Here is a 23,390-nt window from a genome sequence, read left to right on the forward strand (position 1 = left end):
CCCGCCGTTTGTCCTCCTTTCCTCCCCCCCCCCCCCCCACCGCCCCCCCCCCCCCCCCCCCCCCCCCCCCCCCCCCCCCCCCCCCCAGGACCGACACCGGCAGCCGAACAGCCCCGCGCAGCGGCAACCAGCCCGCCGCAGGCGAACCACGCGAACCCCCACGGCGGGACAGCCGACAACGTGGGCCGCAGCAAAGCGCAGCGGAGAGGCCCGCCGCAGGCGAACCCAGCGAAACCCCCACGGCGGGAAAGCCGAAAACGTGGGCGGGCAGCCCAGCGCAGCTAACCGCGTCCCGCCAACGCGTCGAGGTCCGCTCGCGTCAGCCCCGTCAGGCGGGCGACCTCGGACACATCGACCGCACCGCAGTCCAGGCCGCGCAGGAGATAGCCGCTGAGGGCCTTGGCGGTGGCGGGCTCGTCCATGACGTCGCCGCCGGCCTTGGCCACGTAGGCCGCGAGGCGGGCCGCGGCCTGTTCGAGGCCCTCCCGGTAGAAGGCGTAGACCGCCGCGTAGCGGGTCGGCAGATGGGCCGGGTGCATGTCCCAGCCCTGGTAGTAGGCGCGGGCCAGCGAACGGCGGACGAGGCCGTGGTGCAGCCGCCAGGCGTCGTGGACCTGGGCGGTGGGGCCGACGGGCAGGACGTTCGTCGAGCCGTCGGACAGCCGCACCCCCGTGCCCGCGGCGGCCACCTGCATGACGGCCTTGGCATGGTCGGCCACCGGGTGGTCCAGGGACTGGTGGGCGGCGCTGACGCCGCAGGAGGCGCTGTAGTCGAAGGTGCCGTAGTGCAGCGAGGTGGCGCGTCCCTCGGCGGCCTCGATCATGCGGGCGACGGTGGCGCGGCCGTCGGCGCCCAGGATGGACTGGGTGGTCTCGATCTGGATCTCGAAGCCGATCCGGCCGCTCTCCAGGCCGCGCGCCTTCTCGAAGGCCTCCAGCAGCCGGACCATGGCGGTGACCTGCTCGGCGTAGGTCACCTTGGGGAGCGTGAGGACCAGGCCGTCCGGCAGGCCGCCGGCCTCCATCAGGCCGGTGAGGAAGATGTCGAGGGTGCGGATGCCCCGGTCGCGGACGGCGGCCTCCATGCACTTCATCCGGATGCCCATGTAGGGGGCCGCGGTGCCGTCGCGGTAGGCGGCGGCGACCAGGGCCGCGGCGCGCGCCGCGGCCTCGTCCTCCTCGGCGTCGGGGCGGGGGCCGTAGCCGTCCTCGAAGTCGATCCGCAGGTCCTCGACGGGCTCGCGGGTCAGCTTGGCGCGGACGCGGTCGTGGACGTCGGCGGCGAGCTCGGCGGGGATGCCCAGGACGGCGGCGAGCGCTTCGGCGTCGGGGGCGTGCTCGTCGAGGGCGGCGAGCGCCTGGTCGCCCCAGGAGCGCAGGGTGCCGGCGGTGAAGACGTCGCCGGGTACGTAGACCGTGTGCACCGGCTGGCGGGTACCGGGATCACCGGGGTAGCGCCGGGCCAGATCCGCGTCCACCTCGGCGAGGGCGGCTCCGATTCCCTCGCGTACGGTGTCCGCGAGGCTCGTCGCCACGGTCTCCTGCTGCCCCATTCGATACCCTCCCGGTGCTTACGCCCGGCGCCACCGCACGAGCGTTTTCCGCTTAACGGAATCAACAATCCGTAGAGCGAAGTTAACTGTGTCGGTTGACGAGGTCAACACCCTCCCCTGTGAGGCGGCGCAGGTCACGGGCGCGCGACCGCCCTCCGCAAATCCGTGGCGCGCCCCGCCGGACCCGGCCAGACTCGCCCTCATGACATGGATCGCACCCTCCGTCCAGCGCAGAGAACTCCCGACCGTGGCCGGCGAACGGGAGATGCTGCAGGGCTGGCTCGACTTCCACCGCGACACCCTGCTCGCCAAGTGCGCCGGGCTCACGGCCGACCAGCTCGCCGAGCAGAGCAGCCCGCCGTCCAACCTCACGCTGCTCGGCCTGGTACGCCACATGGCGGACGTCGAACGCGTGTGGTTCCGCATACGCTTCGCCGGCGAACGGATCGGCCACCACCACTTCACCGACGAGAACCCCGACGCCGACTTCGACGATCTGGACCCGGCCGCCGCCGAGGCGAACGTCGCCGCCCTCCGCGCCGAGATCGAGGCCTGCGACAAGGCGGTGGCCGACCGCGGGCTGGACGAGACCTTCACGGCGCGCCGCGGTCGCACGCTGAGCCTGCGCTGGATCTACGTCCACATGATCGAGGAGTACGCGCGCCACAACGGCCACGCGGACCTGCTGCGCGAGCGGATCGACGGCGCGACCGGCGACTGAGATCCCGCCCGGACCACGGCAGCACGAGGCCCCGTACGCACCGCGCGTACGGGGCCTCGTGCGGTTGCCGAAGCGGGCCCGACGGCCCGACGGGCTCAGCCCTTGCGGGACTTGACCTCTTCGGTGAGCGCCGGGACGACGTCGAACAGGTCGCCGACCACGCCGTAGTCGACCAGCTCGAAGATCGGCGCCTCGGCGTCCTTGTTGATGGCGACGATGGTCTTCGAGGTCTGCATACCGGCACGGTGCTGGATCGCGCCGGAGATGCCCGCCGCGATGTACAGCTGCGGGGAGACCGACTTACCGGTCTGGCCGACCTGGTTGGTGTGCGGGTACCAGCCGGCGTCCACCGCGGCGCGCGAGGCGCCGACGGCCGCGCCGAGCGAGTCGGCGAGCGCCTCGATGACGGGGAAGTTCTCGGCGCCGTTGACGCCGCGGCCACCGGAGACCACGATCGCGGCCTCGGTCAGCTCCGGGCGGCCGGTCGACTCGCGCGGGGTGCGCGAGACGACCTTGGTGCCCTTGGAGGAGTCGGCGACGGTCACCGCGAGCTGCTCGACCGTGCCGGCGGCCGGGGCGGCCTCCGGGGCGGCGGAGTTGGGCTTGACGGTGATGACCGGGGTGCCCTTGGAGACGCGGGACTTGGTGGTGTACGAGGCCGCGAAGACGGACTGCGTGGCCACCGGGCCCTCGTCGCCGGCCTCCAGGTCGACCGCGTCGGTGATGATGCCGGAGCCGATGCGGACCGCGAGGCGGGCGCCGATCTCCTTGCCCTCCGCGGAGGACGGCAGCAGCACGGCGGCCGGGGAGACCGCGTCGTAGGCGGCCTGCAGCGCGTCGACCTTGGGGGCGACGAGGTACTCGGTGAACTCGGGGGCGTCGGCGGCCAGCACCTTCACGGCACCGTGCTCGCCGAGGACCTTGGCGGCCTCCTCGGCGTTCGGGCCGAGGTGAACGGCCACCGGCTCGCCGATGCGGCGGGCGAGGGTGAGCAGCTCGAGGGTGGGCTTGCGGACGGCACCGTCGACGTGGTCGACGTAGACAAGGACTTCAGCCATGGGATTGGTCTCCTGCGGGAAGAATGAGGGCGGTTGAGGTGCGGACGGGCTCAGATGAACTTCTGGCCCGCGAGGAACTCGGCGAGCTGCTTGCCGCCCTCGCCCTCGTCCTTGACGATCGTGCCCGCCGTGCGCGCCGGGCGCTCGGTCGCGTCCTCGACCTTGGTCCAGGCGCCCTCCAGGCCGACCTCGTCCGCGTCGATCCCCAGGTCGTCCAGGTCCAGGGACTCCACCGGCTTCTTCTTGGCGGCCATGATGCCCTTGAAGGAGGGGTAGCGCGCCTCACCCGACTGGTCGGTGACCGACACGACGGCCGGCAGCGCGGCCTCCAGCTGCTCGCTGGCGGAGTCGCCGTCCCGGCGGCCGGTGACCTTGCCGTCGGCTACGGAGACCTCGGAGAGCTGGGTGACCTGAGGGACGTTCAGCCGCTCGGCGAGCAGCGCCGGCAGCACACCCATCGTGCCGTCGGTGGAGGCCATACCGCAGACGACCAGGTCGTAGCCGGTCTTCTCGATGGCCTTGGCCAGCACGAGCGAGGTGCCGAGCGCGTCGGTGCCGTGCAGGTCGTCGTCCTCGACGTGGACGGCCTTGTCGGCGCCCATCGACAGGGCCTTGCGCAGCGCGTCGTTGGCGTCCTCGGGACCGACGGTCACGACCGTGATCTCCGCGTCGTCGGCGGCTTCCTTGATCTGCAGGGCCTGCTCGACGGCGTACTCGTCGAGCTCCGAGAGCAGACCGTCCACGTCGTCACGGTCGACGGTCAGGTCCTCGGCGAAGTGCCGGTCGCCGGTGGCGTCGGGCACGTACTTCACACAGACAACGATCCTCAAGCTCACGCCGGCTCTCCTACCTGCTTCGTCTCTTCAGAACTGCCTTGTGCTGGCAGCATAGGCGCCTGTTGGGGCGGCTCCCGGTTGGTTGCGGATCCCCGCGCCGACCGTCATGTTACCCACCAGTACATCCAGTCTCGTGCCCCGAATCAAGGCTGTCGAAATGTGACCTTGCCAACGGCCCTGATCGGGGGACGACGAAGCGGAGCGGGAACCCGTCAGTCCCTCAGCGCGTTGAAGCGACCTTGGTGGTACAGCAGCGGACGGCCGGACCCCGCGGGGTCGCCGACGACGGGCCGGGCGAGCACGATGCGGTGGTCGCCGGCCGGGACACGGGCCACGACCTCGCACACCAGCCAGGCCAGTACGCCGTCGAGCAGGGGCACGCCTTCGGGGCCGGTGCGCCAGGAGGTGGCGGGGCCGAAGCGGTCGGCGCCGCTGCGCGCGAAGGTGGCGGCCAGCTCGCGCTGGTGCTCGCCGAGTATGTGGACGCCTATGTGCTCGGCCTCGGAGACGGCCGGCCAGCTGGAGGCGCCGGTGCCGATGCCGAACGACAGCAGCGGCGGATCGGCGGCGACGGAGGTGAGGGAGGTGGCGGTGAAGCCGACCGGGCCGCAACCCTGTGCGGTGATCACCGCGACACCGGCGGCGTGCCGGCGGAAGACGGAGCGCAGGAGTTCGGGGGAGGCGGCGCGAGTCGTACCGAGATCGGGCGAGGCCGTCATGGAGTTGTCCTTCTGCTGTGGTGTACGGGCCCGGGCGGAGCCGCCGGCAACCGCGCGGCCGCCGACGGCGGAGGTGTCGTCGTCGCTCACACGCCCGGACAGCGGGCGCTGGCAGTCCGCAGAAGGTCGACGTGGGCGCGTCCGTAGAGAAGGGTTCCTGGCCGCATCACGTCAGACTGACGACGGGTGACCCGGAGCGTCAAGGGCCGCCCGGCATCTGGGAGATCAATCACGGACGGCCTCTCCCAGCGCCGCTATGACGTCGGCCTTGCGGGGCTGCCCCGAGGCGCGGCGCACGATCGCGCCGTCCGCGTCGAGGACCAGAACGGTGGGGGTCCGCAGCACGTTCAGCTCCCGCACGAGGTCGAGACGGGCCTCGGCGTCGATCTCCACATGGGCCACCCCCTCGACCATGCCGGCGACCTCGGCGAGCGTGCGGCGGGTGGCGCGGCAGGGCTGGCAGAAGGCACTGGAGAACTGCAGCAGAGTGGCCCGCTCCCCCAGCTCCCGGCCGATCGCCGCGGCGCCGAGCCGCGGCACCCCGTCCCGTTCGTCCCGCTTTCGCACCGTCAGCCTCCCATTGCGGCGCCGGTGCCACACGCCGAAGACGCTCGCCGCCGCGAGCACCGCGATGCACACCATGAGTCCAGTCATCGTGGGATGCAGCGTTCACCAGACCGAAAGAATTCCCGGTGCCACGAGCGGCCCGGTCTGCGGGAGGGTGGGGGCATGAGTGTCGAGAGGATTGACGTACGCGGTCCGAGGTTCGGGGCGGCGCTGACGACGGCGGTGCTGGCGGCCGTGCTGATCAGCGGGAGCGGCTGGCTGCTGGCCCTGCAGGCGCTGGTCTTCGCCGTCGGGGCGGCGGCCGGTGTCCAGCGCTCCCCCTACGCCTGGGTGTTCAAGGTGGCGGTGCGTCCCCGGCTGTCCGCGCCGACCCATTTCGAGGACGCCGCCCCGCCGCGCTTCGCCCAGAGCGTGGGGCTGTTCTTCGCACTGGTGGGGCTGGTCGGCTACTTCGCGGGCCCGCAGTGGCTGGGGCTCGCGGCCACCGGGTGCGCGCTGGCGGCGGCCTTCCTCAACGCCGCTTTCGGGTACTGCCTGGGGTGCGAGATGTACCTTGTGCTGCGGCGAGCGGTGGGCTGATCCGGTCCGCACGTGACGAGAATCTCCCGTCCGCGGCGCCCGGCACGCTGGCCGCCGCGGCCTCGATCGGGCACGATCTCCCGAAAGCCGCAGTTACGCCTGCGTAGGTTTCCGCCGGGAGAACCCTCCCCAGGCATGGAAAAGGGAAAAAGGGGTCCTCCGGACAATGGCAGAGCTCGTCTATCCGCCGGTGATCGGCGCCGCACGCACGCTCTTCAAGGCGCTCGATCTCAAATTCGACATCGCCGGGACGGAGAACATTCCGCGCCGCGGCGGGGCGGTGCTGGTGAGCAATCACATCGGGTATCTCGACTTCGTCTTCGCGGGGCTGACGGCCAGGCCGGCCAAGCGGCTGGTGCGCTTCATGGCGAAGGAGTCGGTGTTCCGGCACAAGGTGTCGGGGCCGCTGATGCGCGCGATGAAGCACATTCCGGTGGACCGCGCGCAGGGAATGCACGCCTACAAGCACGCGCTGTCCGCACTGCGTTCGGGCGAGATCATCGGGGTCTTCCCCGAGGCGACGATCTCCGAGTCCTTCACCCTGAAGAACTTCAAGTCCGGTGCGGCCCGGCTGGCCCAGGAGGCCGGGGTGCCGCTGCTGCCGGTGGCGCTGTGGGGCACCCAGCGCCTGTGGACCAAGGGCCACAAGCGCAATTTGGGCCGCAACCACTTCCCGATAACCATTCGGGTCGGCGAGCCGCTGGAGGCCGATCCCGCCGAGCAGGCGGAGAAGATCACCGACCGGGTGCGGTCCCGGGTGCAGGACCTGCTGGAGGCGGCCCAGCGCGCCTACCCCGTGCGCCCCAAGGGCCCCGAGGACACCTGGTGGATCCCGGCGCACCTGGGCGGCACCGCACCGGCGCCCGGCGCCTAGCCTCGGCCGGCGCCCCACCACGACGTCAGCCGCCGAAGGGTTCGCCTTCGGCGGCTGATCGACGTCCGGCCCCGGTCACCCGGACCAGACGTCACCGATCTCGATCCCGGCGCCGGGGCAGGACTTCTGCAGCGCCTCGGCCAGCTCGGCGCCCGCGGACGTCAGCTCGTCGAGCGTCATCGGGGCCATCCGCTCCAGCAGGAAGAGAGCGCTGACGGAGTCCTCGGTGAGGCGGGTGCGGACGCCCTGGCGCCAGTTCCAGCGGCGGCAGGTGACGCCCTCGTCGTCGCACCAGACGACCTCGCCCGCATCGGGGTGCTCGACGGCCCCGGCGCCGCCGGCCGCCGTCGCGAACGGCTCGTCGCCGACGGCCCGGATCAGGCGCATCCCGCCCTGGATCCGGTCGAGGTCCTCGCCGCCCACCGGGATGAGGTGGGCGACGCTGATGGCGTTGTAGAGGTCGACGAGCCGGTTGATGCGCGGCAGCCCGTCCGCGAGCGCACGCTTGGCCAGCGCCTCGGCGGAGTTCCGGGTGCGCGACGGCTTGCTGCCGAAGGCACTGTAGGCGGCGCGCCAGGCGGCGATGTGCGGGTCGTCCTGCGGCGCACGGCCGTCGAGACGGCCGGCCAGCCGGCGGGTGGCCTCGTCCAGGAGCCCGGAGGTCAGCTCGTCGCTGGGCCCGTTGGTCAGACCGTGCGCTTCGACGGCGAGGTAGCCGAAGCCGGGCGCCAGGGCGCGCACCTCGTCGGAGACGTGCAGGGGGCAGGTCGGGCTGGGCATGGGCCGTTCCTCGAAGATCGGTGGGAGTGGCGGCAAGCCGGGACCCGTCGATGTCCGGCCTCCTGAAGGCATTGGAGCATGACGAGGCACGGTTCAGCAAACTGCACCAAGGAGTCCAGCACAGTGAACTCTCCACTGCGCTGGACTCGCTTGCCACCTTCACGGTCGGCCCGACGGCGCCTCGCGCCCGGTCATGACCACCGGACAGGCCCCGCGGACAGGCCCTACCGAGCGATCTCCTCCCGCAGCGCCTCAACGAAGCCGTCGACGTCCTCCACCTTGGTGTCGAAGGCGCACATCCAGCGCACATCGCCGGCCTGCTCGTCCCAGAAGTAGAAGCGATAGCGCTTCTGCAGCCGCTCGCTGACATCGTGCGGCAGCCGCGCGAAGACCGCGTTGGACTGGACCGGATAGAGGATCTCCACCCCGTCGATCGCCCGCACTCCGGCCGCCAGCCGCTGCGCCATGGTGTTGGCGTGCCGGGCGTTGCGCAGCCACAGGTCCTTGGCGAGCAGCGCCTCCAGCTGGACCGAGACGAAGCGCATCTTGGAGGCGAGCTGCATGGACATCTTGCGCAGATGCTTCATCGCGCGCACCCGGTCGGGGTTGAGCACGACCACGGCCTCGCCGAAGACCGCGCCGTTCTTCGTACCGCCGTACGAGAGGATGTCGACGCCCACCGCGTTGGTGAAGGCCCGCATCGGGACGTCGAGGGTCGCCGCGGCGTTGGCTATCCGCGACCCGTCCAGATGCACCACCATGCCGCGCTCATGGGCGTGTTCGCAGATCGCCCGGATCTCGTCGGGCGTGTAGACCGTGCCCAGCTCCGTGCTCTGGGTGATCGAGACGACCTGCGGCATCGCACGGTGCTCGTCCTCCCAGCCCCAGGCCTGGCGGTCGATCAGCTCGGGGGTGAGCTTGCCGTCCTCGGTGGGTACGGTCAGCAGCTTGAGCCCGCCGACCCGCTCCGGCGCACCGCACTCGTCGACGTTGATGTGTGCGGTCTCGGCGGCCACCACCGCGCCCCAGCGGTCGGTCACGGCCTGGAGGGCGACGACGTTGGCGCCGGTGCCGTTGAACACCGGGAACGCCTCGGCGCGCTGCCCGAAGTGGCTGCGGAAGACCCGCTGGAGGTGCGCGGTGTAGTCGTCCTCGCCGTAGGCGACCTGGTGGCCGCCGTTGGCGAGGGCGAGCGCGGCCAGGACCTCGGGGTGGGCGCCCGCGTAGTTGTCGCTGGCGAAGCCGCGTACCTGGGGGTCGTGGTGCTGCCGGGCGTCAGTCTTCGCTCCGGTCACGGCTCGGGGGTCAACCACAGACGCTGTCCATTCACTTCCTGGGCGGGCCGGCTCCAGACGCCGGCGATGGCCTCGGCCAGCTCCGTGACATCCGTGAAGCCCGCGAACTTCGCATTCGGTCGCTCGGCGCGCATCTGGTCGTTGACGAGCGCCTTGACGACCAGGATGGCAGCCGCGGCGCGCGGCCCCTCCTCGCCCCCCGACTTGCGGAAACCGTCCGCCATGGCCAGCGTCCAGGCCTCGGCGGCGGCCTTGGAGGCCGCGTAGGCGGCGTTGCCGCCGGTGGGCTTCGAGGCGCCGGCCGCGCTGATCAGCAGGAAACGGCCGTTGCCGCTCCGCTCCAGGGGCTCCTGGAAGGCGAGGGAGGTGTGCTGAACCGTGCGGATCAGCAGCTTGTGCAGGAGGTCCCAGTCCGCCAGGTCGGTCTCCGCGAACGTCGACGAGCCGCGCCAGCCGCCGACGAGGTGCACCAGGCCGTCGATCCGGCCGAATTCCTTCTCCGTACGGGCCGCCCACTCGCGGGTCTGGTCCGGGTCAAGGAGGTCGACGGTGTCCCCTATGACCGTGGCGCCGCCGTGCGCGTAGCGGGCCGCGTCCACGGCCTCCGCCAGCCGCTCGGGGTTGGAGTCCGAGCCGACGACCACGGCCCCCGCTTCGGCCAGCCGCAGCAGGGTGGCGCGGCCGGCCGGGCCGGCCGCTCCCGCCACCGCGATGACCGCACCCTCCAGCGGCCCCTGGCCGCCCGTCGAAGTAACCATCTCCGTCGCCTCCTCGTCCTGCTCCTGGACGGCCTGTGGCCGGGTGTTCCGGTCGTTGTTCATGCCGCCGCCAGCACGTCGCTGTGGGCCGTGATGCCCTTGGTAGAGGTGATCACAGCGCGCAGCTTCTTGGCGAGCGCCTCGTAGAACATGCTCAGCGGGAACTCGTCGGGCAGCACGTCGTCCACGAGTTTGCGCGGCGGCTGGTCCAGGTCGAGGGCGTCGGGGCCCTTGGCCCAGACCGAACCCGGGTGCGGTGCCAGGTAGGTCGAGACGAGGTCGTACGCGGCGAACCAGTGGACCAGCTTGGGCCGGTCGATGCCGTCGCGGTAGAGCTTCTCGATCTCGCCGCACAGCTGGTTGGTGACCTTGGGCGCCCGCTCCCAGTCGATGTGCAGTGTGTTGTCCGTCCAGCGTACGACGTCGTGCTTGTGCAGGTACGCGAAGAGCAGCTGGCCGCCGAGGCCGTCGTAGTTGCGGATCCGGTCGCCGCTCACGGGGAACCGGAACATCCGGTCGAAGATCACCGCGAACTGCACGTCGCGGGCCTGGGAATACCCCTCGGCCTCCAGCTTCACGGCCTCCTTGAAGGCGGTGAGGTCGCAGCGCAGCTCCTCCAGGCCGTACATCCAGAACGGCTGGCGCTGCTTGATCATGAACGGGTCGAACGGCAGGTCGCCGTGGCTGTGGGTGCGGTCGTGCACCATGTCCCACAGCACGAACGCCTCCTGGCAGCGCTCCTGGTCGTCGAGCATCTCGCGGATGTCCTGCGGGAGTTCCAGGCCCAGCGTCTCGACGGCGGCGTGGCTGACCCGGCGGAAGCGGGCGGCCTCGCGGTCGCAGAAGATACCGCCCCAGCTGAACCGCTCGGGGGCCTCGCGCACCGCGATGGTCTCGGGGAAGAGCACGGCGGAGTGGGTGTCGTAGCCGGCCGTGAAGTCCTCGAAGGTGATGCCGAGGAACAGGGGGTTGTCGTAGCGGGTGCGCTCCAGCTCCGAGAGCCACTCGGGCCAGACCATACGCAGGACGACGGCCTCGAAGTTGCGGTTCGGGTTGCCGTTCTGGGTGTACATGGGGAACAGCACGAGGTGCTGGAGGCCGTCGGCACGCGCTTGCGCGGGCTGGAAGGCGAGCAGCGAGTCCAGGAAGTCCGGCACGCCGAAGCCGTCGTCGGCCCAGCGGCGCAGGTCGGTGACGAGCGCCTGGTGGTAGGCGGCGTTGTGCGGCAGCAGCGCGCCCAGCTCCGTGACGGCCGCGGCGACCCGCTCGACCTCGGCGCGGACGGCCTCGGCCTTCGGCGCGCCCTCCGCCGTCAGATCGATCGATCCGTCCTTGGACTGCCAGGGCCGGATGGTCTCGACCGCGTCCTTCAGGACAGGCCACGCCGGGTGCTCCACGACACGCTCTGCGGTCGGAGTGCCTCCCCGGACACCCACAGGCGAAAGAATTTCCGTCATGACTGCCCTCCGGCGGTAGATCGTCTTGTCAGCACACGGTAACCAGGCGAGGTTCGCTCACTCAAGTGGGCCAGCTGAAAATTTTTCTGCCGACACCCGGCCGTCGCGCCCCTTTTTCCTGTGGGTCGTGCTATCGGCGGGACTTCCTGCCTGTAGCGCCAAGGGATTCCGGGCTTCCTCCCGGTCTGCGCACGTCGTGCGGACACGACCGGACGACCCTATGGCATATGCCACACGGCCGCCGTCGGGCCCTGGGCGGGACGCGCCCACGCCGGCGGGAGGCGGTCTGAAGGCCGGATATGGCGGGTACCCGTACTGGACACACCGTGGTTGCGTCCGCAACCGGTTCATCTGCACTTGTCCCCGTTAGGCTGAACGCCATTTCGGAACGCCGTTGCCGACGGTCGACGGTCGACACTGACGAAGAGCCGACAGCAGTACCGAGCCGACAGAAGCGAGGCAGCCTTGTCCTTTCTCACCATCGGACACCGCGGGATCATGGGCGTGGAGCCGGAGAACACCCTGCGCTCCTTCGTACGCGCCGAGCACGAAGGCCTCGATGTCATCGAACTGGATCTGCATCTGAGCAAGGACGGCGCGCTCGTGGTGATGCACGACGCGGACGTGGACCGCACCACGGACGGCGCCGGGCCGATCGCCGAGCGCACCCTCGCCGAGCTGCGCGAGCTGGACGCCGGGCAGGGCGAGCGGATCCCCGTCTTCGAGGAGGTCCTGGAGGCGGTCAGGGCGCCGCTGCAGGCCGAGATCAAGGACGTCGCGGCCGCGCAGGCACTGGCCGAGGTGATGAGGTCGCGCGACCTGACCGGCCGGGTGGAGGTCATCTCCTTCCACGACGAGGCGCTGGCCGCGATCCGCACCCTGCTGCCGGGGGTGCGCACCGCACTGGTCGGCAGCCGCTACGGCGCGGACGTCGTCGACCGCGCACAGGCCGTCGGCGCGTCGATGCTCTCGCTGAACATCCGCCGGCTCACCCTCGAACTCGTCGAGCGGGCGCACGCCGCGCATCTGAAGGTGCTGGGCTGGACGGTCAACACCCACGATCAGCTCCGGCTGGCGCGCGGCCTGGGCCTGGACGGCGTGGTGACGGACATGCCGGAGATCCGGCGGGCGGTGCGCTTCACCGCGTAGCGGCCCCCCACCGGGGAAATCCGCAGTTCACAGGCGCGCAACGGGCTTCCAGCATGCGGACGTTTTCCCCAATGATCTCGACAGACGACGTCGTGCGCTGCCACTCTCCGGGCATGCGTCTCGTCAACCGCCCTCTTCGCCTTGCCGCTTGTGCCACCGCCGTGCTGCTCGCCGCGGCCGTCGGCTGTGCCCCGCAGGACGAGTCCCCCGGTGGCCCGCGGGCCACCGGGCAGGGCAAACAGAGCTGTGACCGCGGCAAGCTGGCCACCGTGGCGGCCGGCAGGCTCACCATCGGCACCGACAAGCCCGCGTACGCCCCCTGGTTCGTCGACGACGACCCGGCCGGCGGCAAGGGTTTCGAGTCGGCGGTCGCCTACGCCGTCGCCCAGCGGCTGGGCTACGGCAAGGGGGCCGTGGACTGGCGGACCGTGCCGTTCAACAACGCCTTCGCGCCCGGTGCGAAGAAGTTCGACTTCGACATCAACCAGATCTCCATCAGCGCCGAGCGCAAGCGCGCCGTCGCCTTCTCCTCCGGCTACTACGACGTGCGCCAGGCGGTCGTCGCGCTCAAGGGCTCCAAGGCCGCGCGGGCCAAGAGCGTCGCCGACCTCAAGGACGTCAAGCTCGGCGCGCAGGTCGGCACCACCAGCCTGGACGTCGTCAACGACACCATCCGCCCGACCCGCCCCGCCGCGGTCTTCCAGAAGAACGACCTCGCCAAGTCCGCCCTGAGGAACGGGCAGGTGGACGCGATCGTCACCGATCTGCCGACGGCCTTCTACATCACCTCGGCGGAGGTGACGGACGCCGAGGTGGTCGGCCAGTTCCCGGTCTCCGGTGCCGCGAAGGAGCAGTTCGGGCTGGTCCTGGACAAGGAGAGCCGGATCACCGGATGTGTGACGGCGGCGGTCGACGCGCTGCGCAAGGACGGCACGCTCGCCGCGCTGGAGAAGAAGTGGCTGAGCGAGGCCGTCGACGCTCCGGTGCTCAAGTGAGCGGCGCGGAGGGGGTGTTGAAGAAGAGCGGCGAGGTCCTGGAGCCGGGCGGCGACGGGTATGTGCCCTCGCCGCGGCGGATCGAGCGGGAGCGGGTCAAGCGGGCCAGGGCCCGGCGGGCCACCGCCGTCGCCGCGCTGAGCACACTGGTCACCGCCGTCGTGCTCTTCCTCGTGATCACCAACTCCCCCGGCTGGCCGCGCACCCGCGAGACCTTCTTCAGCGCCGAGTACGCCCGCAAGGCGCTGCCGGAGGTGCTGGAGGGGCTGCTGCTGAATCTGCGGCTGCTGGTGGTGTGCGGGGCGGCGGTGCTGGTGCTCGGGCTGCTGCTGGCGGTGGCCAGGACGCTGCGCGGCCCGGTGTTCTTCCCGCTGCGCGCGCTGGCCACCGCCTACACCGACTTCTTCCGCGGACTGCCGCTGATCATCTGTCTGCTGATGGTGGTCTTCGGCGTCCCGGCGCTGCGGCTGCAGGGCGTGACCACCGATCCGGTGGTGCTCGGCGGCTCCGCGCTGGTGCTGACGTACTCGGCGTACGTGGCCGAGGTGTTCCGGGCCGGCATCGAGTCGGTGCACCCCTCGCAGCGCGCGGCGGCCCGGTCGCTGGGGCTCTCCGGCGGCCAGGCGCTGCGGTTCGTCGTCCTGCCGCAGGCGGTGCGCCGGGTGGTGCCGCCGCTGCTGAACGATCTGGTGTCGCTGCAGAAGGACACCGGTCTGGTCTCCATCGCCGGCGCGGTGGACGCGGTGTACGCGGCGCAGATCATCGCCGGCAAGGACTTCAACTTCACGCCGTACGTGGTGGCCGGGCTGGTCTTCGTCGCGCTGACGATCCCGATGACACGCTTCACGGACTGGGTCACGGCACGGATGGACCGCAGGCGCGCCCAGGGAGGCCTGGTATGAGCACGACGGAGGACACGCCGGCACCGGGCGCCGGGAAGGCCGGGCGGACCGGGACCGCCGCGGACCTCACCAAGGGCGCCCCGGACGGCGGCCCGGTGCTGCGGCTGGAGTCCGTGCGCAAGACGTACGGGCGGGGCACGGTCGTGCTGCGGGACGTCGACCTGGAGGTCCCCCCGCACACCGTGACCGCGCTGATCGGCGCGTCCGGTTCGGGCAAGTCCACGCTGCTGCGCTGCGCGAACCTGCTGGAGGAGATCGACGACGGCGCGATCTTCCTGGACGGCGAGGAGATCACCGACCCGCGGGCCGACGCCGACGCGGTGCGCCGCCGGATCGGCGTGGTCTTCCAGGCCTACAACCTCTTCCCGCACATGACGGTGCTGGACAACATCACGCTGGCGCCGCGCCGGGTGCACGGCGTACCGCGCGCCGAGGCGGAGGCCCGCGCCCACGAGCTGCTGGAGCGGCTGGGGCTCGGCGGGCGGGCCGGCGACTACCCCGACCGGCTCAGCGGCGGCCAGCAGCAGCGGGTCGCGATCGTGCGCGCACTGGCCGGGCGGCCCCGGCTGCTGCTGCTCGACGAGATCACCGCGGCACTCGACCCCGAGCTGGTCGGCGAGGTGCTCGGGGTGGTCCGCGACCTCAAGGAGGAGGGCATGACCATGGTCCTCGCCACCCACGAGATGGGCTTCGCCCGGGAGGTCGCCGACCAGGTGTGCTTCCTGGACGGCGGGGTGGTGCTGGAGCGCGGCACCCCCGAGCAGGTCTTCGGCGATCCGGTCCAGGACCGCACCCGGCGGTTCCTGCAGCGCATCGTCCAGGCGGGGCGGCTGTAGGGCCCGCACCCAGAGCTCCGCGCAGCGCTCAGGCCAGCGGCTTGACCAGCAGCTCGAACTCCAGGTCGGCGCGTCGCGGGATGCCGAACCGCTCGTCGCCGTACGGGAACGGGCTGAGCTTCCCGGTGCGCTGGTAGCCGCGGCGCTCGTACCAGGCGATCAGGTCCTCGCGCTGCCGGATGACCGTCATCTGCATCTCGCGGGAGCCCCAGGTCTCCCGGGCGGTCCGCTCGGCCTCCGCGATGATGATCTTGCCGAGGCCGCCGCCCTGGAGCTCCGGGCGCACCGCGAACATTCCGAAGTACGCGTGGTCCCCGCGGTGTTCGAGCTGGCAGCAGGCGATCAGCTCGCCGTCCCGCTCGGCGATCAGCAGCCGGCCGGTCTCGTTGCGGACCACGGCGGCGACGCCCTCGGGATCGGTGCGCTGGCCCTCCAGCAGATCCGCCTCCGTCGTCCAGCCGACCCGGCTCGCGTCCCCTCGGTATGCCGACTCGATCAGCTCGACGAGCCCGGGGATGTCGGCTTCGAGGGCGGTGCGAAAGGTCAGCTCGCTGGTGGGCATGGTCTGCGGAGTCCTCTCAGGCCCGGGAGATGCGGCCGGCGACAGGGCGGAAACGACGGAAACGAGGCTAACAAGAGCCGTGTGCGTCATGTCAGTGCCGTTCGCCGGGTCGTTCGGCGGGCCCCGCCGGCCGGCGGCGTAGGGTCCTGGCATGGTGCACGTACTGAGCAGCAGGGTGTTGTTGCGGCCGTCCGACCCCGAGCGGTCCCGGGCGTTCTACGGCGAGGCACTGGGGCTGGAGATCTACCGGGAGTTCGGCACCGGCCCCGAGCGCGGCACGGTGTACTTCCTCGGCGGCGGCTTCCTGGAGGTCTCCGGCCGCGCCGCCGCGCCCGGCACCCAGACCCTTCAGCTGTGGCTCCAGGTGGCGGACGCGGCGGCGGCGCACAAGGAGTTGCTGGCACACGGGGTGGAGGTGCTGCGGCCCCCCGTGCGCGAGCCCTGGGGGCTCGTCGAGATGTGGATCGCCGACCCGGACGGCCACCGCATCGTGCTGACGGAGGTCCCGGTGGACCATCCGCTGCGCTACCGGCCCTGAAGGGCCGCCGCTTCTCCCCTTCGCGGTCCCGGCGCACGGCCCGCGCTCCCCTCTTGTGCGCCCGTGCGCTCCCGTGTGCCGGGCACCTGCCGGGCATCTAGCAGCCGACGCGTACGGGTACCAGGGGCCCTGGGGAGGCGCTTCGTGCACCAACCACCGTTGGTCGGCTGGCTGCTGGTGCTGCTGTGCGCCGGCACCGGCGCGTACTGCCTGGTCCGGGCGCACCGCGGACCGGCCGCACAGCGGGTGGCCGCGCGCGGTGAGGGGCTGATGGCGCTGGGGATGGCGGTGATGGGGCTGCCGGCATCCGCGGTGCCGCCGCCGGCGTGGTCGCCCTGGCTGTTCACCGCGGCGTTCGGGGCCGCGGGCCTGTGGGCGCTGACGCATCGGCATCTGCATCACGCGGTGGGGGCGTGGGCGATGGTGTACATGGCGCTGGCGATGGCGGTGCCCGCCGGAGGGATGCACCACGGCGGGCCGATGGGCGCCATGACGATGACCCACGCGGCGCCCGGCGGGGTGCCCTTGCTGACCGGGCTGCTGCTCGCCTACTACACGGTGTACGTCCTGGCCGCGGGGCTCCGGCTGGTGCCGGCTTCCGGTGCGGTGGCCGGGGGGCCGGTGGCGGACGGGCCGGTGGTGGCGACGGCCGCCGGGCCGGCCGGGGTGCTGCGGGCCTGCCGGCTGACGATGGGCATCGCCATGCTGGCGATGCTGCTGGCGCTGTGAGCCGCGCCGGACCCCCGCGGGGTCGCCGTCCGGGGTGATGCGCGCCCCCGGAAGGCACACCTGTGGCAGGCGTGGCATACGTCACTTCCGATGCGTGACCGTACCAACGAGTATCCGCGCGCTCATAAGGTGACGGCATGATGGTCCCGATCGCGCTGATGGTTCTCGGCGCGCTGGCCGCGGCGATGGCGCCTCGGCTGATGGCCCGTTCCGACTGGCCCGACCGCGAGCCGGTGCTCGCGTTGTGGGTGTGGCAGTGCGTGGTGGCCGCCGTGCTGCTGTGCTGTGTGCTGGCGATGTCGCTGAGCGCGGCCGCGGCCTGGGAGTCCGTGCGCAGCCCGGTGTTCGGGTTCGCGCCCCGGGTGGTCGTCGAGGCATACGCGCTCAAGGGGTACGGGCCGTGGGCCGGCGTGCTGGCGCTGCTCCTGGCGGGCGGCGGCGCGTGGACAGCCGTCGCGCTGACCCGCGAGGTGCGGGCGGTACGACACCGCCGCCGGCAGCGCCGGGCCGACCTCCTGCGGCGCGCCCCCCTGCTGCCCGGCGAGAAGCCCTTCGGGGAGCGGCTGGTCGTCCTGGAGGGCGACCGCCCGGAGGCCTGGTGGCTGGCCCACTCGTCGCCCCAACTGGTCATCACCACCTCGGCGTTGCGGCGGCTGAAGGGGCGTCAGCTCGATGCGCTGATCGCCCACGAGCAGGGCCATGCGCGGGCCCGGCACGATCTGCTGCTGTACTGCGCCTCGGCGCTCGCGGCCGGCTTCCCGCAGATCCCGGTCTTCGCCGCGTTCCGCGACCAGGTGCACCGGCTGGTCGAACTGGCCGCCGACGACTCGGCCTCGCGCCGCTTCGGCCGGCTGACGATAGCCCTGGCGCTGGTCGAACTCAACGAGGACCGCGGGGTGTTCGGCCCCTGCCCGACTCAGCTCGCCCAGGTGCCGCAGCGGGTGGACCGGCTGCTCGCCCCCGCGCCCCGCTTCACCCCCGGCCGCCGGCTGCGGATGACGGCGGTCGCGGCGCTGGTGCCCGCCGTGCCGCTGCTGGTGACGTTCGTCCCGGGGCTCAGTGCGCTGACGTAGGGTCCGGGTATGCCCCGTGGGACCCGCCCCGCCCTGGTCTGCACCGTCCTGTTCACGGTGCTGCTCACTCTGGTGGTGCTGCGCTGGGGGCCGCTGATGTCCCTGGACGCCGCCGTCACCGGCGCGCTGCACCCCACGGCCGTGGCCTCGCCCGGCTGGACCCGCCTGAACCGGTTGCTCAGCGACTGGGTGTGGGACCCCTGGACGATGCGGGCGGGGCTCGCGGTGGCGGTCTGCCTGCTCGTACGGCGCGGTGCGCGGCTGCTCGGGGCCTGGGTGGCGGTCACCGCGCTCGCCGGTGCGGCCCTCCAACAGGCCCTGAAGGCGCTGATCGGCAGGCCGCGCCCGGTCTGGCCGGATCCGGTGGACACGGCGCACTACGCGGCGTTCCCCTCGGGGCATGCGCTGTCCGCGCTGGTCGCGGGGGCCTTGCTGCTGTGGCTGCTGCGTGAGCACGGCGTGCGGCCGGTCTGGCGGTGGACCGCCCGGACGGTGGTCGCCGTGTCCGTCGTCGGTGTCGGCGTCACCCGGGTGTACCTGGGCGTGCACTGGCCGTCGGACGTCCTCGGCGGCTGGCTGCTGGGCGGCGCCCTGGTGGCCGGGGCAGCCGCGGCGTACACCGCCCGCGCGCCCGGGGCGCGGTCTGGGCCCGGGGCCGCGCACGGGCCAGGATGAGACCCATGACCACGATCAAGGGTGTGCTCTTCGACTTCTCCGGAACCCTGCTGCGGATCGAGCCCGCCGAGTCCTGGCTGCGCGCCGCGCTGACCGCGTCCGGTACGGCCTTGGACGACGCCGAGCTCGCCCGCCGGGCGGCCGAGCTGGAGCGGGCGGGCGCGCTGCCCGGCGGCTCCCCGCCCGCCGAACTGCCCGCCGAGCTGGCCGGGCTGTGGGAGCTCCGCGACCGCGACGCCCAGAACCACCGCGCGGTGTACACCGGCCTGGCGCGCCGAGTACCGCTCCCCCGCCCGGAGTTGTACGAGGCGCTCTACGAGCGCCATAAGACGGCGGACGCCTGGCGGCCGTACCCGGACGCCGCCGAGGTGCTGGCCGAGCTGCACCGGCGCGGCGTCCGCGTCGGCGTACTGAGCAACATCGGCTGGGATCTGCGACCCGTGCTGCGCGCCCATGGCCTGGAGCAGTACGTGGACGACTGTGTGCTCTCCTTCGAGCAGGGCATCCAGAAGCCCGACCCGCGGCTCTTCGCCCTGGCCTGCCGTCAGTTGGGGCTCGCCCCGTCCGCCGTGCTGATGGTGGGCGACGACCGCCGGGCGGACGGCGGCGCGACGGCGATCGGATGCGGGTTCCTGCCGGTGGACCCGCTGCCGGTGGACCGCCGCCCGGACGGGCTGCGGCCCGTACTGGACCTCGTGGGCTGAGGCCGGCGGCGGGCGCTACCTCCCCGCCGTCCCGCTCCCGGCGCCGGACTTTCCGGCCGCCCAGGCCCGGAGCGTCGCGAAGTCGTCCGGGAGGAGTCCCTTGGTGGGGTCGACGCGGTGCGGGAGGGCGTGCCCCTTGTGGTGGCGGGCGATCCAGGCGTGGTCGCGGGCGCTGATCTCGTCGTCCACCCAGGCGAAGGGGCGGCCCCCGGCGGCGGCGACGAGGTGACGGGTCTTCCAGTGGACGCCGTCCGGTTCCTGATGGTGCATCCGCGGCCAGTCCAGCGCGGGCAGCTCGGGCAGGCCGAGTACGGGGGCGATCCAGGTGTTGGCCTCCGTCTTCCAGGTCGTCGCCCAGATGAGCCGGAAGCCCAGGCCCATCAGGAGCGGGCCGTGGTCGGGGTTGAGCCATACCCGCAGGGCCGGGCGCGGCGGCTCCCAGCCCGTGGGGCGCATCCGCAGCGTGGTGTAGCCCTTGGGGCGGCGATGCGGCTTGGCCAGCCAGGGGTTGAGGGGGCCGTCGACGTCGAGGAAGAGGAGCGGCTGGGTGGAGTCCACGGCGTGATGATGCCGCGTACGGGGCCGGAGCAATCGCTTCCAGGGGGCGGTTCGGCGATCCGGCACACCCGTTCAAACGGGGCCGCCCCGGCCGGGCGCGGTGCCGGCCGGGGCGGGGTGGACCGTGTGCGGCGCTCGCGTCAGGAAAGGGCCGCGATCGCCTGGTTGAAGGTCGCCGACGGACGCATGACGGCGGCGGCCTTCGCCGGGTCGGGCTGGTAGTAGCCGCCGATGTCGGCCGGCGAGCCCTGCACCGCGATCAGCTCGTCGACGATGGTCTGCTCCTGCTCGCCGAGGGTCTTGGCGAGGCCGGCGAACGCCTGCGCGAGCTGGGCGTCGTCGGTCTGCTTGGCCAGCTCCTGGGCCCAGTACAGGGCCAGGTAGAAGTGGCTGCCGCGGTTGTCGATGCCACCCAGCCGGCGGCTCGGCGACTTGTTCTCGTTGAGGAAGCCGCCGGTCGCCCGGTCGAGGGTGTCGGCGAGCACCTGGGCGCGCGCGTTGCCCGTCTTCTGGGCGAGGTGCTCGAAGCTGACCGCGAGCGCGAGGAACTCGCCCAGGCTGTCCCAGCGGAGGTAGTTCTCCTTGACGAGCTGCTGGACGTGCTTGGGCGCGGAGCCGCCGGCACCGGTCTCGAACAGGCCGCCGCCGTTCATCAGCGGGACGACCGAGAGCATCTTGGCGCTGGTGCCGAGCTCCAGGATCGGGAACAGGTCGGTCAGGTAGTCGCGCAGCACGTTGCCGGTGACCGAGATCGTGTCCTCGCCGCGGCGGATGCGGTCGAGGGAGAACTTGATCGCGTGGACCGGAGCCATGATCTCGATCTGCAGACCGTCGGTGTCGTGGTCGGCGAGGTAGGCCTTGACCTTCTGGATCAGCTGCGCGTCGTGCGCGCGGTCCTCGTCGAGCCAGAACACGGCCGGGTTGCCGGTCGCCCGGGCGCGGGTGACGGCCAGCTTGACCCAGTCGCGGATCGGCAGGTCCTTGGTCTGGCACATCCGGAAGATGTCGCCGGCGCCGACGACCTGCTCCAGCACGGTGTTGCCGGCCGCGTCGACGACCCGGACGGTGCCCGTGGTGGGGATCTCGAAGGTCTTGTCGTGGCTGCCGTACTCCTCGGCCTTCTGCGCCATCAGGCCGACGTTGGGCACCGAGCCCATGGTCGACGGGTCGTAGGCGCCGTGTGCGCGGCAGTCGTCGACGACGACCTGGTAGATGCCGGCGTAGCTGCTGTCGGGCAGCACCGCGAGGGTGTCGGCCTCCTGGCCGTCCGGGCCCCACATGTGACCGGAGGTGCGGATCATGGCCGGCATGGAGGCGTCGACGATGACGTCGCTCGGTACGTGGAGGTTGGTGATGCCGCGGTCGGAGTCGACCATCGCCAGCTCGGGGCCGTCGGCCAGCTCGGCGTCGAAGGACGCCTTGATCTCGGCACCCTCCGGCAGCAGCTCCAGGCCCTTGAAGATGCCCCCGAGGCCGTCGTTCGGGGTCAGGCCGGCCACGGCGAGCGCCTCGCCGTACTTGGCGAAGGTCTTCGGGAAGAACGCCCGGACCACGTGGCCGAAGATGATCGGGTCGGAGACCTTCATCATCGTGGCCTTGAGGTGGACGGAGAACAGCACGCCCTCGGCCTTGGCGCGGGCGACCTGCGCGGCGAGGAACTCGCGCAGCGCGGCGACCCGCATCACGGAGGCGTCGACGACCTCACCGGCGAGGACGGGGACCGACTCGCGCAGGACCGTGGTCGAGCCGTCGTCGCCCGACAGCTCGATGCGCAGCGAACCGGCCTCGGCGATCACGGCGGACTTCTCGGTGGAGCGGAAGTCGTCGTTGGTCATGTGCGCGACATTGGTCTTGGAGCCGGCGGTCCACTCGCCCATGCGGTGCGGGTGGGCCTTGGCGTAGTTCTTCACCGACGCCGGCGCCCGGCGGTCGGAGTTGCCCTCACGCAGGACCGGGTTGACGGCGCTGCCCTTGACCTTGTCGTAGCGGGCGCGGATGTCGCGCTCCTCGTCGGTCTTGGGGTCGTCCGGGTAGGCCGGCAGCGCGTAGCCCTGCTCCTGCAGCTCGGCGATCGCGGCCTTGAGCTGCGGGATCGAGGCCGAGATGTTGGGCAGCTTGATGATGTTGGCCTCGGGCGTCTTGGCCAGCTGACCGAGCTCGGCGAGGGCGTCCTCGATGCGCTGCCCCTCCTCCAGACGCTCGGGGAAGCTCGCGATGATGCGCCCGGCCAGAGAGATGTCACGGGTCTCCACATTGACGCCCGCCGTCGACGCGTACGCCTGGATCACAGGCAAGAACGAATACGTCGCCAGGGCCGGGGCCTCGTCAGTGTGGGTGTAGATGATGGTCGAGTCAGTCACCGGGTGCTCCGCTCCACGTCTGCAACATTGCTCGACATCAAGATATCTCGTGATCGCCTCCCACTCGACAGGACCCCGCCCGGGCGAAACCGGAGGAGGTAGTTCCGATCCCCTCGAACCGTCGCAAACCGGTCGCCGGAGCGCCCCTCGCACGGAGTGCCCGCTCCGGACCGCACCGCGGGCGACCGGGGAGCGGGCCACGGGAGGGCGGATGACGCGGCGCCGTACGCCTCCGGCAAGATCGTCCCGGTACCGGTACACGAACCGCCGGATCACTTCCGTACGGCCGCACCTCAGCAGGAGGCACCGCAGACCATGACGACCACCGCCTACCTCGACGCGCTCTTCTCACTCGCCGGCCGCACCGCCCTGGTCACCGGCGGAAGTTCGGGCATCGGCCTGGCCATCGCGGAGGCGTTCGGGCGCGCCGGGGCCGAGGTGGTGGTGCTGGCCCGGCGCGAGGAGCCGCTGCGCGCCGCCACCGCTCGGCTGCGTGCGGCGGGCTGCGCGGCGGACTGGATAGCCGCCGATCTGCGCGACCGGGAGGCCGTCCGCGAGGGCGCGGAGGAGATGGCGCGGCAGCACGGCGAACCGGACATCCTGGTCAATGCCGCCGGTGTCAACCCCCGTCCCCCGCTGGGCGAGCTGACCGCCTCCGAATGGGATCGCACCATGGCCGTCAACCTCGATGCGCCGTTCCTGCTCGGGCAGCGCTTCGGGCCCGGCATGGCGGACCGCGGCTGGGGGCGGATCATCCATCTCGCCTCGCAGCAGTCGATCCGCGCGTTCGGCAACAGCGGGGCCTACGGGGTGTCCAAGGCCGGAATCTCCGCCCTGACCCGCTCCCAGGCGGAGGCCTGGTCGCGGCACGGCGTCAGCGTCAACGCGATCGCGCCCGGCTTCGTCCGCACCCCGCTGACCGAGGAGCTGTTCACCGACCCCGACCGCCCCGCGGCGATGGCGAGCCGGACGATGGCCGGGCGCAACGGCGAACCGGACGACTTCGTGGGCGCCGCGGTGTTCCTGGCCGGTCCGGGCGCGGCGTATGTGACGGGGCAGACGGTGTTCGTGGACGGCGGCTTCTCCGTGACGTGAGGGGCGCACCTCACTCG

25 protein-coding genes are annotated in these 23,390 nt (G+C 71.9%); 13 read left to right on the forward strand and 12 right to left on the reverse strand.

The genetic code is table 11. The annotated features are described in order from the left end of the window. Positions 1–281: 281 nt before the first annotated feature. Entirely contained in the window at positions 282–1,553 is a 1,272-nt protein-coding gene (locus AC0680_RS07735; RefSeq protein ID WP_478625837.1) for a DUF6986 family protein, read from the reverse strand. Positions 1,554–1,755: 202 nt separating this feature from the next. On the opposite strand from AC0680_RS07735, the gene AC0680_RS07740 reads away from it, so the two are divergent. Then, entirely contained in the window at positions 1,756–2,274 is a 519-nt protein-coding gene (locus AC0680_RS07740) for a DinB family protein (RefSeq protein ID WP_478625838.1), read from the forward strand. Positions 2,275–2,369: 95 nt separating this feature from the next. Here AC0680_RS07740 and AC0680_RS07745 read toward each other — a convergent pair whose 3' ends face one another. From AC0680_RS07745 to AC0680_RS07760, 4 genes are all read right to left on the reverse strand, one after another. Beyond that, positions 2,370–3,332, reverse strand: a complete 963-nt coding sequence (locus tag AC0680_RS07745; protein WP_384492287.1) for an electron transfer flavoprotein subunit alpha/FixB family protein — start codon at positions 3,330–3,332, stop codon at positions 2,370–2,372. 50 nt (positions 3,333–3,382) lie between these two features. After that, complete coding sequence (locus AC0680_RS07750; protein ID WP_384428412.1) at positions 3,383–4,168, reverse strand: electron transfer flavoprotein subunit beta/FixA family protein; 786 nt, start codon at positions 4,166–4,168, stop codon at positions 3,383–3,385. Between the two features lie 212 nt (positions 4,169–4,380). Next, the gene (locus tag AC0680_RS07755; protein WP_478626221.1) at positions 4,381–4,887 is read right to left on the reverse strand and encodes a flavin reductase family protein; all 507 of its coding nucleotides are present in this window, start codon (positions 4,885–4,887) and stop codon (positions 4,381–4,383) included. Between the two features lie 225 nt (positions 4,888–5,112). Next, entirely contained in the window at positions 5,113–5,541 is a 429-nt protein-coding gene (locus AC0680_RS07760) for a TlpA family protein disulfide reductase (RefSeq protein ID WP_478625841.1), read from the reverse strand. A 75-nt stretch (positions 5,542–5,616) separates the two neighbouring features. Here AC0680_RS07760 and AC0680_RS07765 point away from each other — a divergent pair, with 75 nt between their 5' ends. Then, on the forward strand, positions 5,617–6,033 hold the full coding sequence (locus tag AC0680_RS07765) for a DUF4395 domain-containing protein (protein WP_478625842.1): 417 nt from the start codon (positions 5,617–5,619) through the stop codon (positions 6,031–6,033). 166 nt (positions 6,034–6,199) lie between these two features. Next, positions 6,200–6,907 (forward strand): lysophospholipid acyltransferase family protein, encoded by a 708-nt coding sequence (locus AC0680_RS07770; protein ID WP_384428406.1) that lies wholly within the window; start codon positions 6,200–6,202, stop codon positions 6,905–6,907. 75 nt (positions 6,908–6,982) lie between these two features. Here the strand turns inward: AC0680_RS07770 and AC0680_RS07775 are convergent, their stop codons facing one another. The 4 genes from AC0680_RS07775 to AC0680_RS07790 all read right to left on the reverse strand — a co-directional run bounded on the left by AC0680_RS07775 (position 6,983) and on the right by AC0680_RS07790 (position 11,197). Beyond that, positions 6,983–7,687: a B3/B4 domain-containing protein gene (locus AC0680_RS07775; protein WP_478625844.1), complete on the reverse strand. Its 705-nt coding sequence runs from the start codon at positions 7,685–7,687 to the stop codon at positions 6,983–6,985. A gap of 224 nt (positions 7,688–7,911) precedes the next feature. Continuing rightward, on the reverse strand, positions 7,912–8,982 hold the full coding sequence (locus AC0680_RS07780; RefSeq protein WP_478625846.1) for a threonine aldolase family protein: 1,071 nt from the start codon (positions 8,980–8,982) through the stop codon (positions 7,912–7,914). Next, positions 8,979–9,740 (reverse strand): SDR family NAD(P)-dependent oxidoreductase, encoded by a 762-nt coding sequence (locus AC0680_RS07785; protein WP_478626223.1) that lies wholly within the window; start codon positions 9,738–9,740, stop codon positions 8,979–8,981. Before AC0680_RS07785 ends, AC0680_RS07780 begins: the two co-directional genes overlap by 4 nt. A 59-nt stretch (positions 9,741–9,799) precedes the next feature. Next, positions 9,800–11,197, reverse strand: a complete 1,398-nt coding sequence (locus AC0680_RS07790; protein ID WP_478625847.1) for a DUF6421 family protein — start codon at positions 11,195–11,197, stop codon at positions 9,800–9,802. A 465-nt stretch (positions 11,198–11,662) separates the two neighbouring features. Between AC0680_RS07790 and AC0680_RS07795 the strand changes: the two genes are divergently transcribed. The 4 genes from AC0680_RS07795 to AC0680_RS07810 all read left to right on the forward strand — a co-directional run bounded on the left by AC0680_RS07795 (position 11,663) and on the right by AC0680_RS07810 (position 15,079). Continuing rightward, complete coding sequence (locus AC0680_RS07795; protein WP_478625848.1) at positions 11,663–12,346, forward strand: glycerophosphodiester phosphodiesterase; 684 nt, start codon at positions 11,663–11,665, stop codon at positions 12,344–12,346. A gap of 113 nt (positions 12,347–12,459) precedes the next feature. Next, positions 12,460–13,341, forward strand: coding sequence for an ABC transporter substrate-binding protein (locus AC0680_RS07800; protein ID WP_478625849.1), 882 nt, complete (start codon positions 12,460–12,462; stop codon positions 13,339–13,341). Beyond that, a complete protein-coding gene (locus tag AC0680_RS07805; RefSeq protein ID WP_478625851.1) occupies positions 13,338–14,243 on the forward strand; it encodes an amino acid ABC transporter permease in 906 nt (301 codons plus the stop codon). The genes AC0680_RS07800 and AC0680_RS07805 overlap by 4 nt, the downstream gene beginning before the upstream one ends. Then, positions 14,240–15,079: an amino acid ABC transporter ATP-binding protein gene (locus AC0680_RS07810; protein ID WP_478625852.1), complete on the forward strand. Its 840-nt coding sequence runs from the start codon at positions 14,240–14,242 to the stop codon at positions 15,077–15,079. Before AC0680_RS07805 ends, AC0680_RS07810 begins: the two co-directional genes overlap by 4 nt. 28 nt (positions 15,080–15,107) lie before the next feature. Here the strand turns inward: AC0680_RS07810 and AC0680_RS07815 are convergent, their stop codons facing one another. Next, positions 15,108–15,641, reverse strand: coding sequence for a GNAT family N-acetyltransferase (locus AC0680_RS07815; RefSeq protein WP_478625853.1), 534 nt, complete (start codon positions 15,639–15,641; stop codon positions 15,108–15,110). Positions 15,642–15,792: 151 nt separating this feature from the next. On the opposite strand from AC0680_RS07815, the gene AC0680_RS07820 reads away from it, so the two are divergent. From AC0680_RS07820 to AC0680_RS07840, 5 genes are all read left to right on the forward strand, one after another. Then, entirely contained in the window at positions 15,793–16,179 is a 387-nt protein-coding gene (locus AC0680_RS07820) for a VOC family protein (RefSeq protein WP_478625854.1), read from the forward strand. Between the two features lie 144 nt (positions 16,180–16,323). Next, positions 16,324–16,908 carry a DUF5134 domain-containing protein gene (locus AC0680_RS07825; RefSeq protein WP_478625856.1) on the forward strand — a complete coding sequence of 195 codons (585 nt, stop codon included), beginning with the start codon at positions 16,324–16,326 and terminating at the stop codon, positions 16,906–16,908. Positions 16,909–17,045: 137 nt separating this feature from the next. Continuing rightward, the gene (locus AC0680_RS07830; RefSeq protein ID WP_478625857.1) at positions 17,046–17,981 is read left to right on the forward strand and encodes a M56 family metallopeptidase; all 936 of its coding nucleotides are present in this window, start codon (positions 17,046–17,048) and stop codon (positions 17,979–17,981) included. A gap of 9 nt (positions 17,982–17,990) precedes the next feature. After that, positions 17,991–18,656, forward strand: coding sequence for a phosphatase PAP2 family protein (locus AC0680_RS07835; RefSeq protein WP_478625858.1), 666 nt, complete (start codon positions 17,991–17,993; stop codon positions 18,654–18,656). A 5-nt stretch (positions 18,657–18,661) separates the two neighbouring features. Continuing rightward, positions 18,662–19,360: an HAD family hydrolase gene (locus AC0680_RS07840; RefSeq protein WP_478625859.1), complete on the forward strand. Its 699-nt coding sequence runs from the start codon at positions 18,662–18,664 to the stop codon at positions 19,358–19,360. A 15-nt stretch (positions 19,361–19,375) separates the two neighbouring features. Here AC0680_RS07840 and AC0680_RS07845 read toward each other — a convergent pair whose 3' ends face one another. Continuing rightward, entirely contained in the window at positions 19,376–19,918 is a 543-nt protein-coding gene (locus AC0680_RS07845) for an HAD domain-containing protein (RefSeq protein ID WP_478625860.1), read from the reverse strand. A 140-nt stretch (positions 19,919–20,058) separates the two neighbouring features. Beyond that, a complete protein-coding gene (locus AC0680_RS07850) occupies positions 20,059–22,278 on the reverse strand; it encodes an NADP-dependent isocitrate dehydrogenase (RefSeq protein ID WP_478625861.1) in 2,220 nt (739 codons plus the stop codon). Between the two features lie 315 nt (positions 22,279–22,593). On the opposite strand from AC0680_RS07850, the gene AC0680_RS07855 reads away from it, so the two are divergent. Beyond that, positions 22,594–23,373 carry an SDR family NAD(P)-dependent oxidoreductase gene (locus tag AC0680_RS07855; RefSeq protein WP_478625862.1) on the forward strand — a complete coding sequence of 260 codons (780 nt, stop codon included), beginning with the start codon at positions 22,594–22,596 and terminating at the stop codon, positions 23,371–23,373. The last annotated feature ends 17 nt before the right edge of the window (positions 23,374–23,390 follow it).

The organism is Streptomyces sp. NPDC043738, from assembly GCF_056436545.1.